The sequence below is a fragment of the Pseudomonas sp. PVC-3-1 genome (genome assembly GCF_057444315.1).
In genome coordinates this window covers 3,130,386-3,146,445 of the sequence record NZ_CM172023.1, presented here as the reverse complement: position 1 = coordinate 3,146,445, position 16,060 = coordinate 3,130,386, and the positions used below count along the sequence as shown (strand labels likewise).

Here is a 16,060-nt window from a genome sequence, read left to right as displayed (position 1 = left end):
ATCAGAAATCCAGAAGTTCGCGGAGTTGGCCCTGCAGTTTACGGGTCAGCGGCCCGACCGGCCAAGCGAACTCGGCCACGCCACGCACCGGCCAGATACCGTAGAGACTGTTGCAGAGAAAGACCTCATCGGCCCGCGCCAGTTCGCTGTGCTCGATATCGCGAATGATGACCGGCACACCCAGGTCGCGGGCGCGCTCGATGATCTCGGCGCGCATGACGCCGGCAACACCGCAGCGGCTAAGGTCGGCGGTAATCAGCGCACCCTGCTTCACCAGGAACAGGTTGCTGAACACGCCTTCGACGATGCGCCCGGAAACATCGCGCATCAAACCTTCTGCGAAGGCCGGATCGCTCCACTCGCCACGAGCCAGGACCTGCTCCAGGCGATTGAGGTGTTTGAGACCGGCGAGCAGCGGTTGCTCGGCCAGGCGTGTGATGCAAGGGAAGAGTGTGACGCCCTCCTCGCTGTTCTTCGTCGGGTAGGCCGGTGCAGGCGAGGCCAGCAACAGGCGGCGCACCTGTGCATCAGCCGGCGGCGCATAACCGCGCGCTCCTTCGCCACGGGTCAGCATCAGCTTGACGACACCATCGCCGAGCAGGACGGAGAAGCGCAGGAGTTCATCTTCGACGAGACCAAGGGAGACCGGCAGGGAGAGGCGGCGAACGCCCTCCTCCAGCCTCGCCCGATGGCGTGCCAGCAGACGCGGACGGCCCGCGGACACGCGGATGGTCTCGAACAGCCCGTCGCCGTAGGCCAGCCCGCGATCACGCGCGGACAGGACTTCGGCGTTGTGGCCGTCGATCCAGCTCAGCATCAGCCGTGGAACCGGCGGAACACCAGGGAGCCGTTGGTGCCACCGAAACCGAAGGAGTTGGACAGGGCAACGTCGATCGGACGCTCCTTGGCCTGATGCGCGACCAGGTCGAGGTCGCAGCCTTCGCTGGGGTTGTCCAGGTTGATGGTCGGCGGCGCGACCTGATCACGCAGGGCGAGTACGCAGAAGATCGCCTCGACTGCACCGGCAGCGCCCAGCAGGTGGCCAGTCATGGACTTGGTGGAGCTCATCGACAGCTTGTAGGCATGCTCGCCGAAGATCGATTTCACCGCGGAAATCTCCGCGATATCGCCGGCCGGCGTCGAAGTACCGTGGGCGTTGATGTAGTCGACCTGCTCGGGGTTCAGCCCGGCATCACGCAGCGCGGCCTTCATGCAGCGCGCGGCACCGGCGCCATCTTCCGGCGGAGCGGTCATGTGGAAGGCGTCGCCACTCATGCCGAAGCCGACGACTTCAGCATAGATACGCGCCCCACGGGCCTTGGCGTGCTCCAGCTCCTCAAGCACCAGCGCACCAGCGCCGTCGGAGAGCACGAAGCCGTCGCGATCCTGGTCCCACGGACGGCTCGCCTTGGTCGGCTCGTCGTTGCGGGTGGACAGCGCGCGCGCAGCGCCAAAGCCACCCAGGCCAAGGCCACAGGCTGCCATTTCGGAGCCGCCGGCCACCATCACGTCAGCGTCGCCGTAGGCAATGTTGCGTGCGGCCATGCCGATATTGTGGGTGCCGGTGGTGCAGGCGGTGGTGATGGCGTAATTGGGGCCCTGCAGACCGAGGTTGATCGACAGGAATCCGGAGACCATGTTGATGACCGAGCCGGGCACGAAGAACGGCGAAATGCGCCGCGGGCCCTGCTCGAACAGCGAACGACAGGTGTTTTCGATGTTGGTCAGACCGCCGATGCCCGAACCGATGGCAACGCCGATGCGCTCCCGGTTGGCGTCAGTGACTTCCAGACCAGAGTCACGCACCGCCTGGTAGCTGGCAGCCAGGCCGTACTGGATGAACAGGTCGAGTTTGCGAGCTTCCTTGGCGGACATGTATTGCTCGACGTCGAACCCTTTCACCGAGCCGCCGAAACGGGTGGCAAAGGCGGACAGATCCATGTGTTCGATCGGGGCGATACCGCTGCGCCCGGCGAGAATGCCTTCCCAACTGCTCGGCACATCCACACCCAGGGGCGACAACATACCCATGCCAGTGATGACTACGCGTCTACGCGACACTGTGACTTCCTCTCATGTGTTTCACGGCAATAACGCCGGCTGATGCCGGCGTTAAAGAAAAGCCGCACGCCTTTGCAGGCCGTGCGGCTTCTTTCGTCGGGGAACCGACGACTACGTCTTATGCCTGGTGGGCAACGATGTAGTCGATGGCTTCCTGAACGGTGGTGATCTTTTCGGCTTGCTCGTCGGGGATTTCGGTCTCGAATTCCTCTTCCAGAGCCATCACCAGCTCAACGGTGTCAAGGGAGTCGGCGCCCAGGTCTTCAACGAAGGAAGCGCTGTTGGTGACTTCTTCTTCCTTAACGCCGAGTTGCTCAGCAACGATCTTCTTGACGCGTTCTTCGATGGTGCTCATACCTTGTTTTCACTCCTATGGACAATCCGTACAGCTGGGCTGCGGGTAAGTGTATAGAAAGGGTTTTCTGCATTTCAAGCTGAACGCTGACGCCCCCTTCCCGGCAATCCAGATGCTCTGTCTATTCCAGCGTAAAAACGCCTGGAGATTTTTAGACAGCGCATATGACATCGCCAGTAAGGAACTCGTCACATCAGCTCATGTACATTCCGCCATTCACCGGTACCGTGGCACCCGTTACATAAGCTGCGCCCTCGGAAGCGAGGAATGCTACCACTTTGGCGATCTCTTCGGCTTGTCCCAGTCGACCCAGCGGAATCTGGCCGAGCAGCGCTTCACGCTGGGCTTCGGGCAGTTCGCGAGTCATGTCGGTGTCGATGAAGCCCGGAGCAACCGCGTTGACAGTGATAGCACGGGAACCGACTTCGCGCGCCAGGGCGCGGGTGAAGCCTTCAAGGCCAGCCTTGGCCGCCGCATAGTTGGTCTGCCCGGCATTGCCCATGGCACCGACAACGGAGCCGATATTGATAATGCGACCCCAGCGTGCCTTGGTCATGCCGCGCAGCACAGCTTTCGACAGACGGTAGAGGCTGTTGAGGTTGGTATTGACCACATCAAACCATTCATCGTCTTTCATGCGCATCAGCAGGTTATCGCGGGTGATGCCTGCGTTATTGACGACGATAGCCGGTGCGCCGGACTCTTTCTGGATGGCTTCGACAACGGCCGTCACAGACTCGTCGTTGGACACGTCCAGAACCATTCCCGAACCCTGGATACCGTTATCCTTGAGATATTCGGAAATCTTCTGAGCGCCGGATTCGCTGGTGGCGGTGCCGATCACGGTGGCACCCATGCGCCCCAGCTCCAGTGCGATGGCCTGGCCAATACCACGGCTCGCGCCGGTAACCAGAGCAACCTTACCTTGCAGACTCATGCCTTATCTCCTGTTCAAGCCAGAGCCGCGCGAGCCGCACCGAAGGCGTCCGCGGAATCCAGGTTGTGGGTGGTCACGCCCTTGGCGCAACGCTTGTTCAAACCAGCCAGCACCTTGCCCGGACCGCATTCGATCAGGTCAGTGACGCCTTTCTCGGCCAGCAACTGCACGGTCTCGACCCAGCGGACCGGGCTATACAACTGCGCCAACAGGTCGCGCTTGAGGGCAACCAGATCGGCGGGAACCTGGGCGCTGACGTTCTGCACCAGAGCGATCTGCGGCATCTGCCACTGCACCGCTTCGACAGCTTCAGCGAAACGCTCAGCGGCCGGACGCATCAGTTCGCAGTGCGACGGCACGCTGACCGGCAGAGCCACGGCGCGCTTAGCGCCACGGGCCTTGCAACCTTCGATGGCGCGCTCTACGGCCTTCGCCGCACCCGCAATTACCACCTGGCCGGGGGTGTTGAAGTTCACGGCGCTGACCACTTCGCCCTGAGCGGCTTCGGCGCAGGCGGCGAGCACGTCGGCGTCTTCCAGACCGAGAATGGCAGCCATGCCACCGGTACCAGCCGGCACAGCTTCCTGCATCAGTTGGCCACGGCGCTCGACCAGCTTCACTGCATCGGCGAAAGCCAGGCTGCCAGCGGCGACCAGTGCGGAGTACTCACCCAGGCTGTGGCCGGCGACATAAGCCGGCTGCACACCACCTTCGGACTGCCACAGGCGCCACAGGGCGATGGAGGCGGTGAGGATGGCGGGCTGGGTTTTGTCGGTCTGGTTCAGGCGCTCTTCCGGACCTTCCTGTACCAGGGCCCAGAGGTCATAACCCAGGGCGGCGGAAGCTTCGGCGAAGGTATCGCGCACGATGGCATGTTGAGCACCCAGCTCGGCGAGCATGCCGAGCGACTGCGAACCTTGGCCGGGGAATACGAAGGCGAGGGATGCGGACATTGCAACAGGTCCCTTTTGTCTGTGTCGTCAAATGGATAACGCCGGCGAGAGCCTGGCGCATTGAACTGACAGTTGGATGACGGTCTGACGACTGCGGTCACACATTAGAGCAGATGTTCCAGACGGCCATGCAGCCGCTGGGGCAGATTCTCGCGAACTTCCAGCAGCGCGCGACGCAAGGCGCTCTGGATGCCCTCCTCTTTCGCACTGCCGTGGCTCTTCACCACGATGCCCTGCAAACCGAGGAAACTCGCGCCATTGTGCTGCGACGGCGTGAGCTCGCCGCGCAGGCGACGCAGGAAAGGCATAGCCATCAGCCCGACCGCCTTGGCCGCCAGGCTGGAATTGAACAGTTCTTCCAGACGCGCCGCCACCATGGCCGCGAGACCTTCGCTGGACTTGAGCAGGATGTTGCCGACGAAACCGTCGCAGACCACCACATCGGCCAACCCCCGATACAGGCCGTCACCCTCGATGTAGCCGATATAGTTCACGCCGCGCGCCTGCTGCAGGAGGCTGGCCGCGAGCTTCACCTGCTGGTTGCCCTTGATGTCTTCGGTACCGACATTGAGCAGCGCGACCCTGGGATTACTCTTGCCCAACGCTTCCGCCGCCACGGCGCCCATGACGGCGAACTGGTAGAGGTGCTCGGCGCTACAGTCGACATTGGCACCCAGATCCAGCAGATGGCAGTGACCATTCTGCGTCGGCACGGCAGTGACCATGGCCGGTCGATCGATGCCAGGCAGCGTCTTGAGCAGATATCGGGACAGCGCCATCAACGCACCGGTATTGCCAGCGCTCACGCAGGCATGGGCCTTGCCGTCTCGAACCAGTTCAAGGGCAACACGCATCGAGGAGTCGGGCTTGCCACGCAACGCCTGGGACGGACGCTCGTCCATCGTGACGATTTCGCTGGCGTGATGAACATGAAGACGCTGACGCTCGGCCGGAGAAAGGCTGCGCAGGTGTTCTTCTATCAGAGGAGCTTGGCCGACGAGGACCAGCTGGAGGGAGGCATATTCGGCCAGAAAGGAAATACAGGCCGGAACAATGCAGTGGGGACCGTAGTCCCCACCCATTGCATCAATCGCGATGATTGGTGCGGACAAAGATTACTCGTCAGAGCCTTTGTCTACGACCTTGCGGCCGCGATAGAAACCGTCCGGGGAGACGTGGTGGCGCAGGTGAACTTCACCAGTGCTCTTTTCCACGGACAGAGCGTTCGCGTCCAGGGCATCGTGCGAACGACGCATGTCACGAGCGGAACGGGATTTTTTGTTCTGCTGAACAGCCATGATTGATTAACTCCTAAACGTTTGGGTCACGCTTCAACTGCGCCAGTACGCTGAACGGATTGGGCCGCTCTTCGACGTTCTCGCTCGGTTCGGGCGCTGTAGCGTATCCCACCGGCTGCTGGCAATCCTCAGGGTCATGGACCGGCACGATGGGCAAGGCGAGCAGCAACTCGTCCTCAGCCAGCGAGGTCAGGTCGATGGGGTCATCCCCCACCTCCAGCGCATCGTAGCCACTGGGCAGATCATCGATCGACTTGCCTTCCGGGATGATGACGTAATCGTACTCACCACCCACATGGAATTTGGCCGGCTCGAGACAGCGCTGGCATACCATGCTCACCTCGCCATTGAGCTCGACGTGCATGACCGCCAGCTTCTGCTGATCACGGAAGAAGGAAAACTTCGCGTGAACATCGCCATCACTGCTGGTCAGTTGCTCGCTGAGACGTGCCATCTTGGCGATCGGCAGCACACCCTCGAGGGTGGCGGCGCGCTCTACCAATTTGCGCGGATCAACGTGAGGTGGTATCGGTCCATTCAACATAAGCGCGCCATTATAGGGATGCACCCGAAGCTGTCAAAGGAAATTAGCCATAAACCGCTGTATGGACAGCCCTTTTCGCTAGAATCGCCGTGACGCGCCAAAGGAATTCTCCATGCTACCTCTGATCCTTGCTTCCAGCTCGCCCTACCGCCGTGAATTATTGCAACGCCTGCGCCTGCCGTTCGAATGCGCCAGCCCCGACATCGACGAAACCCCGCTGCCCGACGAGAGCGCCGAAGAGCTGGTGCGCCGACTGGCGGAAAGCAAAGCTCGCGCCCTGGCCCAGCGCTACCCCGCCCATTTGATCATCGGTTCGGACCAGGCTGCGGTGAATGGAGGTCGGATTCTCGGCAAACCGCACAATCTCGAGCGCGCGACCGAACAACTGAAGAGTGCCAGCGGCAAGAGCGTCAGCTTCCTCACCGGGCTCTGCCTGCTGAACAGCCAGAGCGGCGAAGCCCAAGTGGATTGCGTGCCGTTTACCGTGCACTTCCGCGATCTCGACGAAGCACGCATTCGCCGCTACCTGGAGACCGAACAACCCTTCGACTGCGCCGGCAGCTTCAAGGCCGAGGGCCTGGGCGTCAGCCTCTTCCGCTCCACCGAGGGCGAAGACGCCACCAGCCTGGTCGGCCTACCGCTGATCCGCCTGGTGGACATGCTGCTCGCCGAGCAGGTGCCAGTGCCCTGAAATTAAAGCCTGAAACAGAAAGCCGCCCCGCAACGCCGGAAACACAAAGGCCCGGCGATCGCCGGGCCTTTCCTTATATAAGGAAGGACTTCAGCGCAGAGCCGGCCCCTGAAAACCCATCCACAATGCCAAACGCTCGGCGACACTCGCACCCAGCTTTTTGGTGAAGCGGTCGAAGGCAGTTTCCTGCACGGTGTAGTCCACCACTTCCTTCTCCTTGATGATCTCGCGCGCCACATAACTGGTGCTGCCCAGGCCATCAATCAAACCCAACTGCAACGCCTGCTCGCCGGACCAGATCAAGCCAGAGAACAGCTCCGGATGATCCTTGTCCTTCAGGCGGTCGCCACGGCCTTTTTTCACCACATCGATGAACTGCTTGTGCGTGGTATCCAGCACCTGCTGCCAGAAGGCGGTTTCATCCGCTTTCGGCGGCTGGAACGGATCAAGGAAGGCCTTGTGCTCGCCCGAGGTATAGATGCGGCGATCCACACCCAGCTTTTCCATGGTGCCGACGAAGCCGAACGTCGCTGCCGTCACACCGATGGAACCCACCAGACTGGCCTTGTCCGCGTAAATCTCGTCGGCAGCGCTGGCGATGTAATAGGCGCCGGAAGCACCCAGATCACTGATGACCGCGTAGACCTTGATATCCGGGTACTCACCGCGCAGACGCTTGATCTCATCGTAGACATAGCCGGATTGCACCGGACTGCCGCCCGGACTATTGATGCGCAGGACGATACCCTTGGTGCCAGCATCCTCGAATGCCGAACGCAGCGCACCAACGATGTTGTCAGCGCTGGCCGGCTCATTGTCGGCAATCATGCCTTTAACTTCGATCAGCGCCGTGTGACTGGCGCTGCGCGACGCGGACTTGGACAGACCGCTGAACGGACTGAACAACGCCAGCGCGCCGAACAGATATACGAAAGTCAGCAACTTGAAGAAAATACCCCAGCGACGCGACCGACGCTGCTCCTGGACACCCGCCAGAACGGCCTTCTCCAGCAACTTCCAGCTCTTGTCATCACCTGCCGTGGTTTGCGCAGCCTTGCTATCGTCCGCCTTCCATTCATCCGACATCAGTTGCCTACCTCGAGCACTGGTTTGACCGAACGCCCGGCAAGCCAGGCGCGCAATTCATTGAAATGATTCACTTCCAGCGCCGGAGCATACTCCCGAAGGATCTCCAGCGACTGAGCACCATAGCCCACTGCCACCGAATCCATGCCAGCGCGGCGCGCCATTTCCAGATCGAACGGCGAATCACCCACCATCAGCGCATCGCGAGCATCGACCCGGCAATGCTCGAGAATCTCGTGCAGCATGCGCGGATCCGGCTTGCTCGCCGACTCGTCGGCGGCGCGGGTGATATCGAAGAAATCGGTCCAGCCCTGCCCCGCCAGTACGCGATCCAGCCCGCGGCGATTCTTACCGGTGGCGACGGCCAACTGATAGCCCGCACCACGAAACTCCGCCATCGCCTCGGCAACACCCGGGAACAAAGGCGAAGGCTGCACTTCCAGGCTCAGATAGTGATTACCGTAGTCAAGACGAAAGCGTTCCAGCGGCTCGCCCTCTTCCACTTCCGGATACAGCGTCTGAATGGCTTCCGGCAGGCCCAGCCCAATGATGCCCTTGATGGCCGCTTCGCTGCGCTCAGGAAGGCCGGAGCCGACTGCCGCGACCCGCATCGCCTCGACGATACGACCGATGGAATCCACCAATGTGCCATCCCAGTCGAAGATCAGCAGGGAATACTCACGCATCCAGGCGCTCCACCGTGCGCTGCCAGACCTCGTCCACCGGCGCCTCCAACTCCAGCACCGAGCCATCCGGCATCGGTACGCGCAGGAACGCGGAATGCAGGAACAGGCGCTTGCCACCCAACTCGCGGATCTCGCGGGAGAAATCTTCGTCGCCGTATTTGGGATCGCCCGCAATGGAATGACCGGCGTGCTTGGCATGAACACGGATCTGATGGGTACGACCGGTGATCGGGCGCGCCTCCACCAGGGTGGCGAAATCACCAAAGCGGCGCAGCACCTTGAACTCGGTCAGCGCCTCCTTGCCTTCGGGATTCACTTCCACCACGCGCTCGCCGGAACGCAGGTTGTTCTTCAGCAATGGCACGGCAATCTGCTTCTTCGCCGCCGGCCAGTTACCGCGCACCAGAGCGTGGTAACGCTTGTCGACGATGCGCTCGCCGCGCAGAGCGTCGTGCAGATGGCGCAGCATGCTGCGCTTCTTGGCGATCATCAGCAGGCCGGAGGTATCGCGATCCAGGCGGTGGACCAACTCCAGATCCTTGCACTCCGGGCGCAGCTGACGGAAGGCCTCGATGACCCCGTAGTTCAGGCCGCTGCCGCCGTGCACGGCGATGCCGGTGGGCTTGTTCACCACGATCAGCGCCTTGTCTTCGAAGACAATGGCTGCCTCCAGGCGCTCCAGCAGGCCCTGGGCCAGCGGCACCGGCTCGTCGCGCTCAGCCAGGCGCAGAGGCGGAACGCGTATCACGTCGCCAGCCTGCAGCTTGTACTCAGGCTTGATGCGTCCCTTGTTGACCCGCACCTCACCCTTGCGAAGGATGCGATAGATCAGGGTCTTGGGTACGCCCTTGAGCTGGGTGCGAAGGAAATTGTCGATTCGTTGGCCGGCATACTCCGGCGCGACTTCAAGCAGCTGAACGCCGGAAGTCGGAGGGGCGGGATTCGTCATCCGGATATAATAACAATTTTTCATTCAATTGAAGCACTTAATCATTGCTGCTATATTCGGGAGGCCGCCAAAAGTGGCCAGGCCTGCGGATGATCGCGTAATCGCCATCCCCAACCGCCTGCAAACACATTAAAAGGACACCAGGCAGTCCCCTGAAGCGTTGCAACGGCTCGAGCGATTCTCCCGCCGACAGCGCCTCGAAACCCAGGCCTTGAGACATGACCACGGCCACCAAGGTAGCCGTGATAAAAGCCAACCCCGCTCCCGGATTCAGCGAGTGGCACCCGGCTCTTAAGGAAATGTGCAGGGCGGAGATGCACAACTGTCGGATTGCGTTGCGTTCATGCCTTGAACGCATGCCTTGAACGTAGACGCACTTATCGTCCGCATCTGACAGCTAATTCCTCCTCCTGATGAGTGCTTGTTCTTACTCGACAAGCAGGAAACGTAGTCGCGGCACAGCAGATTTCTCCTGCTGCCGCTGGACACGGGAATGGTCCGCCATTCCTGAGTACGTGCCTTAGCACCGACCGTGAGAGTCGTGTGTGCCGATCGCCGTTTCCGGTGGCCCCGGAAACCATTGGTACTACATGAAAAGAATGCTGATCAACGCGACTCAACCCGAAGAGTTGCGTGTAGCGCTGGTAGACGGCCAACGCCTGTTCGACCTGGACATCGAGTCCGGCGCGCGCGAACAGAAGAAGGCCAACATCTACAAAGGCCGCATCACCCGCATCGAGCCGAGCCTCGAAGCCGCTTTCGTCGACTTCGGCGCCGAACGCCACGGCTTCCTCCCCCTCAAAGAAATCTCCCGCGAATACTTCAAGAAGAATCCTGAAGGCCGCATCAACATCAAGGACGTCCTGAGCGAAGGCCAGGAAGTCATCGTCCAGGTCGAAAAAGAAGAACGTGGCAACAAGGGCGCCGCCCTGACCACCTTCATCAGCCTCGCCGGCCGTTACCTGGTGCTCATGCCCAACAACCCGCGCGCCGGTGGCATCTCCCGCCGCATCGAGGGTGAAGAGCGCAACGAACTGCGTGAAGCCCTGAACGGCCTGACCGTTCCCGGCGACATGGGCCTGATCGTCCGCACCGCGGGCCTGGGCCGCAGCTCCGAAGAGCTGCAATGGGACCTGGACTACCTGCTGCAACTGTGGGGCGCCATCAAGGAAGCCTCCGGCGAGCGCAGCGGTCCGTTCCTGATCTACCAGGAAAGCAACGTCATCATCCGCGCCATCCGCGACTACCTGCGCCAGGACATCGGCGAAGTGCTGATCGACAGCCTCGACGCCCAGGAAGAAGCCCTTAACTTCATCCAGCAGGTCATGCCGCAGTACGCGAGCAAGGTGAAGCTGTACCAGGACAGCGTTCCGCTGTTCAACCGCTTCCAGATCGAGAGCCAGATCGAAACTGCCTTCCAGCGCGAAGTGAAGCTGCCGTCGGGCGGCTCCATCGTCATCGATCCGACCGAAGCCCTGGTGTCCATCGACATCAACTCGGCGCGCGCCACCAAAGGCGGCGACATCGAGGAAACCGCCCTGCAGACCAACCTGGAAGCGGCCGAGGAAATCGCCCGCCAGCTGCGTCTGCGTGACATCGGCGGCCTGATCGTCATCGACTTCATCGACATGACTCCGGCGAAGAACCAGCGCGCCGTGGAAGAACGCGTCCGCGAAGCGCTGGAAGCTGACCGCGCCCGCGTCCAGGTTGGCCGCATTTCGCGCTTCGGCCTGCTGGAAATGTCCCGTCAGCGCCTGCGTCCGTCCCTGGGCGAGACCAGCGGCATCGTCTGCCCGCGCTGCAACGGCCAAGGCATCATCCGCGACGTCGAATCCCTCTCGCTGGCCATCCTGCGCCTGATCGAGGAAGAAGCCCTGAAGGACCGCACCGCCGAGGTTCGTGCGCGCGTGCCGTTCCATGTCGCTGCCTTCCTGCTTAACGAGAAGCGCAACGCCATTACCAAGATCGAGCTGCGCACCCGCGCGCGCATCTTCATCCTGCCGGACGACCACCTGGAAACTCCGCACTTCGAAGTGCAGCGCCTGCGTGACGACAACCCCGAGCTGCTTGCCGGCCACGCCAGCTATGAGATGGCCCCGGAAGAGCACGAGGAAATCCAGCCGGTCAGCGCCACCCGCACCCTGGTTCGTCAGGAAGCCGCGGTGAAGACCGTTTCCCCGCAGACTCCCGCCCCACAGCAGACCGCCGCTGAAGCTCCAGTCGTCGAAGCCACCAAACCCATGCCCGAGCCGAGCCTGTTCCAGGGCCTGGTGAAGTCGCTGGTAGGCCTGTTCGCCGGCAGCAAGCCCGAGCAGGCTCCAGCTGCCGCCGCTACCAAACCGGCTACCGAGCGCAGCGAAAGCCAGGGCGAGCGTCGCAATGGCCGCCAGCAGAATCGTCGCCGTGATGGTCGCGACGGTGGCCGCCGTGATGACGAGCGTAAAGAGCGCGGTCGTCGCGACGAACGCGGCGAGCGAGCCGAACGTCCGGCTCGCGAAGAGCGTCAGCCGCGTGAAGAACGCGCCGAGCGTCAGCCTCGCGAGGAGCGCCAACCGCGTGAAGAGCGTGCCGAGCGCCAACCGCGCGAGGAACGCCAGCCGCGTGAAGAGCGCGCCGATCGTCAACCGCGTGAAGAGCGCCAGCCGCGTGAAGAACGCGCCGAACGCCAACCGCGCGAGGAGCGTCAGCCCCGCGAAGAGCGTGGTGAGCGTACCGAGCGTCAACCGCGTGAAGAACGCCAGCCGCGCGAAGAGCGTCAACCCCGCGGTGAGCGTGGCGAGCGCGCCGAACGTCAGCCCCGTGAAGAGCGCCAGCCGCGCGAAGACCGTCAGGCCCGCGATGCTGCCGCCCTGGAAGCCGAAGAGCTGCCGAACGAGGAGCTGCTGGAGCAACAGGACGACGAAGGCTCGGATGACGAGCGTCCGCGTCGCCGTTCCCGTGGCCAGCGTCGCCGCAGCAACCGCCGCGAGCGTCAGCGTGAAGCCGGCGTGGATGGTGCTGAAGGTGCAGAAGGCGAAGTAAGCAGCGCCGAAGGCACTGCCGAGCAAGCTGGCTCCGACACTCCGTCGCCCGCTGCCATGGTTGCTGCTGCCGCTACCGCTGTAGTCGTTGCCGAAGCCGCCGCCGAGCAGGAGCAACCTGTTGCTCAAGCCCAGGTTGAAACTGTTGAAGTCGAATCCGGCATCGTCGAAGCGGTTCGCACCGAAAGCGCCCTGGAGCAGACCATCGAGTTCCTGGCCAAGCCCAGCGAACAGGCTGCAGAATCGGTAGAAGTTGCCAACGAAACCATTGAAGTGGCTGCGACCGAGCCGACCATTGCGGAAGAAGCATCCACTCCGGCTGCTGAAACCGTGATCGAAGCTGTCGCCCAACTGGTCGAAGAAGCCCCGGTAGTTGCCGAGGAAGCTCCGGCTACTGCCCCGACTGCAACCGAAGAAGCGGCCCCGGCCGTTCCGGCAAACGCCACCGGCCGCGCTTCCAACGACCCGCGCGAGCGTCGTCGCCAGGAACGCGCTGCCCGCGAAGCCGCCGCCGCTGCAGCTGCCGCTCCGCAGGTGGAGCAGGCTCCGGTCGTCGAAGCCGTGGTTGAAGAGGCCGCTGCCGTGGAAGCCGAAGTCGTGGTCGAGCCGACCGCTGATGTCACTGCCGAGACCGTTGTGGCCGAAGTGGTGAACGAAGCCCAAGCCCACGAAGCGACTGCCGAGCAGGTTGAAGGCGAGAAGGCCGAGGAAGAAGAAGGTTCCGTGGTGGAAAAGCACCACAACTGATAGCTTCCTGATCTGAAAAAGGGGATGCATCGGCATCCCCTTTTTTATTGCCCTCGAACTGCGGCGCCCGCCGGTTTTCGTAGGAGCGGACTCCGTCCGCGATAGGCTTCCGGCGCGATGTGAACCTATTGCAGGCGGAGTCCGCTCCTACGCCCAGTTCGGGTCCGTCGCTGGCACCTGTTCGCGAGCAAGCTCGCTCCTACAGGAAGAACGTGAACGGTCGGCACAAAAAAGGGATGCCGAGGCATCCCTTCTTCACGACTACAGCGACCTCAGTAGAGATTCGGCTCCATCTCCAGCTCCACGCCGAAGCGCTGCTGGATATCGTCGCGAATACGCTGCGCCAAGGCATGCAACTGCGCACCTGTGGCTCCACCGTAGTTGACCAGCACCAGCGCCTGCTGCGCATGCACGCCGGCGGCGCCGTCACGGAAGCCTTTCCAGCCAGCCTTGTCGATCAGCCAGCCAGCGGCCAGCTTGCTCTGGTCGTCACCCTGCGGGTAGGCTACCAGATCGCTGTAGCGCTGACGCAGGGCCGCTGCCTGATCCGCGGACACCACTGGATTCTTGAAGAAGCTGCCGGCATTGCCCAGCACGGCCGGGTCCGGGAGCTTTTCGCGACGAATCGCGCAGATCACCCGCGAAACATCGGCTGCCGTCGGCGCAGTAACGCCCTCCTCCGTCAGACGCTGGCGCACCGGGCCGTAGTCCAGATGCAGTTTTGCCGCACGACTCAGGGCGAAGCGCACACGCAGGATCAGCCAGCGACCGGGCTCGCGCTTGAAGCGACTTTCGCGGTAGGCGAAGGCGCAGTCTTCCAGGCTGAACTCGCGCAACTCGCCACTCTGGCGATCCAACGCGGTCAAACCAGCGAACACATCCTTGATCTCGACGCCATAGGCGCCAATGTTCTGCATCGGCGCGGCGCCCACGGTGCCGGGGATAAGGCTGAGGTTTTCCAGCCCGCCAAAGCCCTGACCCAAGGTCCAGCGCACGACGTCGTCCCACACTTCGCCAGCTTCCGCCTCGACCACCACGCGCTCGCCGTCATCACTGACGACACGCACACCACGGGACGCCATGCGCAGTACCAGCGCCTCGACGTCACGGGTCAGCAGCAGGTTGCTGCCACCGCCAATGACCATCAGCGGCAGGCCCTTTTCAACAGCGGCAGCGATACCCGCGCGCACCTCGGCGTCGTCGTGGGCCTGGGCAAACCAGCGCGCCGAGACCTCCACACCGAAGGTGTTGTAGGGCTTGAGGGAAATGCGTTCTTGCAGTTGCAGCGTCACAGGCGCCCCTTCACTTCCGTCAGCAGGCCGTCACAGGCCCTTTCCACCAGGTCAAGCACCTGCTCGAAGCCGTCCTCGCCGCCGTAGTACGGATCGGGGACTTCGTCGATTTCCAGCTCGTAGCGGCGCAGGAACAGGTCCAGCTCCGCCTTGCCATTGCTGCCACGCAGGCGCTTGAGATCGCGCAGGTTGGCGTCGTCCATAGCCAGGACCAGGTCGTAGCGGGAAAAATCGGCGACGCTGACCTGCCGCGCTCGCAGGCTCGACAGGTCATAGCCGCGGCGTAGCGCGGCGGCGCGGGTGCGCGCGTCCGGCGACTTGCCGACATGCCAGTCGCCGGTGCCGGCCGAGTCGATCTCAATGTGATCCTCAAGTCCGGCTTCGCGTACCTTGTGGCGGAACACGCCTTCGGCGGTGGGCGAGCGGCAGATGTTGCCCAGGCAGACGAACAGGACCTTCATCAGGCCCCCAGGATGCGCCGGACGCGCTCCAGGTCTTCCGGGGTGTCGACGCCAGCTTGCGGCGCTTCCAGGGCGTCAGCCACGTGGATGCGCACGCCATGCCAGAGCGCCCGAAGTTGCTCCAGGCACTCGGTGTCTTCCAGCCAGCACGGGCCCCAGGCCACGAAATCGCGCAGGAAGCGTGCGCGGTAGGCGTAGATGCCGATATGCCGGCGGTACGGCACATTGGCCGGCAGGCTTTCGCGATCCACTGCGAAGGCGTCGCGCGCCCAGGGCAATGTGGCACGGCTGAAGGTCAGGGCCAGGCCGTTCTTGTCGCTGACCACCTTGACGATGTTCGGGTTGAACAACGCGGCCGGGTCGTGGATTTCCTCGCACAGGGTGGCGATGCCCGCCTCCGGGTGCGCCGCGAGGTTGGCGGCCACCTGATCGATGATCGACGGCGGCACCAGCGGTTCGTCGCCCTGCACGTTGACCACGATGGCGTCGTCGGCCAGGCCCAGCGCATCGGCCACTTCCGCCAGGCGGTCGGTACCGGAATTGTGCTCGGCGCGGGTCAGCACCACCTGGGCGCCGAAGCCCTGGCAGGCTTCGAAGATACGCTGATCGTCGGTGGCGACCACCACCTGGGCGGCCGAGCTTTTGCCAGCCTGGGCCCAGACGTGCTGGATCATCGGCTTGCCGGCGATGTCCTGCAGCGGCTTGCCGGGCAGACGGGTGGAGGCGTAGCGGGCGGGGATGACGACGGTGTAGGCCTGGCTCATGGGATTACTTATCCAGACGCTCATCGACGTTCAGGGTACGCGCCTCGCCTTCGAGCATCACCGGGATGCCGTCGCGTACCGGGTAGGCCAGGCCGTCGGCCTTGCAGATCAGCTCGGACTTGTCGTCGGTGAGCTTGAGCGGGCCCTTGCACAGCGGACAGGCGAGGATATCGAGGAGTTTCGGGTCCATGGTGCGTTCCTTGAACATGAATTAAG

At 62.8% G+C, this 16,060-nt stretch carries 17 protein-coding genes; 2 read left to right on the top strand and 15 right to left on the bottom strand.

Annotated features, from left to right (window positions below):
• Position 1 precedes the first annotated feature (1 nt).
• From pabC to AC2T4A_RS14760, 8 genes are all read right to left on the bottom strand, one after another.
• Positions 2–817, bottom strand: coding sequence for an aminodeoxychorismate lyase (pabC, locus tag AC2T4A_RS14795; protein ID WP_486743600.1), 816 nt, complete (start codon positions 815–817; stop codon positions 2–4).
• A complete protein-coding gene (fabF, locus tag AC2T4A_RS14790) occupies positions 817–2,061 on the bottom strand; it encodes a beta-ketoacyl-ACP synthase II (RefSeq protein ID WP_416744985.1) in 1,245 nt (414 codons plus the stop codon). Before fabF ends, pabC begins: the two co-directional genes overlap by 1 nt.
• 118 nt (positions 2,062–2,179) lie before the next feature.
• Complete coding sequence (gene acpP / locus AC2T4A_RS14785) at positions 2,180–2,416, bottom strand: acyl carrier protein (protein WP_015477931.1); 237 nt, start codon at positions 2,414–2,416, stop codon at positions 2,180–2,182.
• 193 nt (positions 2,417–2,609) lie between these two features.
• Positions 2,610–3,353, bottom strand: a complete 744-nt coding sequence (fabG, locus tag AC2T4A_RS14780; protein ID WP_416744986.1) for a 3-oxoacyl-ACP reductase FabG — start codon at positions 3,351–3,353, stop codon at positions 2,610–2,612.
• A gap of 14 nt (positions 3,354–3,367) precedes the next feature.
• Positions 3,368–4,306 carry an ACP S-malonyltransferase gene (gene fabD / locus AC2T4A_RS14775; protein ID WP_486743599.1) on the bottom strand — a complete coding sequence of 313 codons (939 nt, stop codon included), beginning with the start codon at positions 4,304–4,306 and terminating at the stop codon, positions 3,368–3,370.
• Positions 4,307–4,410: 104 nt separating this feature from the next.
• Positions 4,411–5,418 carry a phosphate acyltransferase PlsX gene (gene plsX, locus AC2T4A_RS14770; RefSeq protein ID WP_486743598.1) on the bottom strand — a complete coding sequence of 336 codons (1,008 nt, stop codon included), beginning with the start codon at positions 5,416–5,418 and terminating at the stop codon, positions 4,411–4,413.
• 3 nt (positions 5,419–5,421) lie between these two features.
• Positions 5,422–5,604 carry a 50S ribosomal protein L32 gene (rpmF, locus tag AC2T4A_RS14765; RefSeq protein WP_009621425.1) on the bottom strand — a complete coding sequence of 61 codons (183 nt, stop codon included), beginning with the start codon at positions 5,602–5,604 and terminating at the stop codon, positions 5,422–5,424.
• 13 nt (positions 5,605–5,617) lie between these two features.
• Positions 5,618–6,148, bottom strand: coding sequence for a YceD family protein (locus AC2T4A_RS14760; RefSeq protein ID WP_045211618.1), 531 nt, complete (start codon positions 6,146–6,148; stop codon positions 5,618–5,620).
• A gap of 112 nt (positions 6,149–6,260) precedes the next feature.
• On the opposite strand from AC2T4A_RS14760, the gene AC2T4A_RS14755 reads away from it, so the two are divergent.
• Complete coding sequence (locus tag AC2T4A_RS14755) at positions 6,261–6,839, top strand: Maf family protein (protein ID WP_486743597.1); 579 nt, start codon at positions 6,261–6,263, stop codon at positions 6,837–6,839.
• Positions 6,840–6,929: 90 nt separating this feature from the next.
• Here AC2T4A_RS14755 and sppA read toward each other — a convergent pair whose 3' ends face one another.
• The 3 genes from sppA to rluC are packed head-to-tail and all read right to left on the bottom strand — an operon-like array spanning position 6,930 to position 9,560.
• The gene (gene sppA, locus AC2T4A_RS14750) at positions 6,930–7,925 is read right to left on the bottom strand and encodes a signal peptide peptidase SppA (protein ID WP_478377545.1); all 996 of its coding nucleotides are present in this window, start codon (positions 7,923–7,925) and stop codon (positions 6,930–6,932) included.
• The gene (locus tag AC2T4A_RS14745; RefSeq protein WP_478377544.1) at positions 7,925–8,611 is read right to left on the bottom strand and encodes an HAD-IIIA family hydrolase; all 687 of its coding nucleotides are present in this window, start codon (positions 8,609–8,611) and stop codon (positions 7,925–7,927) included. Before AC2T4A_RS14745 ends, sppA begins: the two co-directional genes overlap by 1 nt.
• Positions 8,604–9,560 carry a 23S rRNA pseudouridine(955/2504/2580) synthase RluC gene (gene rluC / locus AC2T4A_RS14740; protein ID WP_478377543.1) on the bottom strand — a complete coding sequence of 319 codons (957 nt, stop codon included), beginning with the start codon at positions 9,558–9,560 and terminating at the stop codon, positions 8,604–8,606. The genes AC2T4A_RS14745 and rluC overlap by 8 nt, the downstream gene beginning before the upstream one ends.
• Before the next feature lie 590 nt (positions 9,561–10,150).
• Between rluC and rne the strand changes: the two genes are divergently transcribed.
• Entirely contained in the window at positions 10,151–13,327 is a 3,177-nt protein-coding gene (gene rne / locus AC2T4A_RS14735) for a ribonuclease E (protein WP_486743596.1), read from the top strand.
• Positions 13,328–13,599: 272 nt separating this feature from the next.
• Here the strand turns inward: rne and murB are convergent, their stop codons facing one another.
• Genes murB through AC2T4A_RS14715 form a run of 4 tightly spaced genes read right to left on the bottom strand, consistent with a single transcriptional unit; the run spans position 13,600 to position 16,034 of the window.
• Entirely contained in the window at positions 13,600–14,619 is a 1,020-nt protein-coding gene (gene murB / locus AC2T4A_RS14730) for a UDP-N-acetylmuramate dehydrogenase (protein WP_486743595.1), read from the bottom strand.
• Entirely contained in the window at positions 14,616–15,080 is a 465-nt protein-coding gene (locus tag AC2T4A_RS14725; protein WP_486743594.1) for a low molecular weight protein-tyrosine-phosphatase, read from the bottom strand. Before AC2T4A_RS14725 ends, murB begins: the two co-directional genes overlap by 4 nt.
• A complete protein-coding gene (gene kdsB, locus AC2T4A_RS14720; protein WP_478377539.1) occupies positions 15,080–15,844 on the bottom strand; it encodes a 3-deoxy-manno-octulosonate cytidylyltransferase in 765 nt (254 codons plus the stop codon). The genes AC2T4A_RS14725 and kdsB overlap by 1 nt, the downstream gene beginning before the upstream one ends.
• Before the next feature lie 4 nt (positions 15,845–15,848).
• Entirely contained in the window at positions 15,849–16,034 is a 186-nt protein-coding gene (locus AC2T4A_RS14715; protein ID WP_009621404.1) for a Trm112 family protein, read from the bottom strand.
• Positions 16,035–16,060 lie beyond the last annotated feature (26 nt).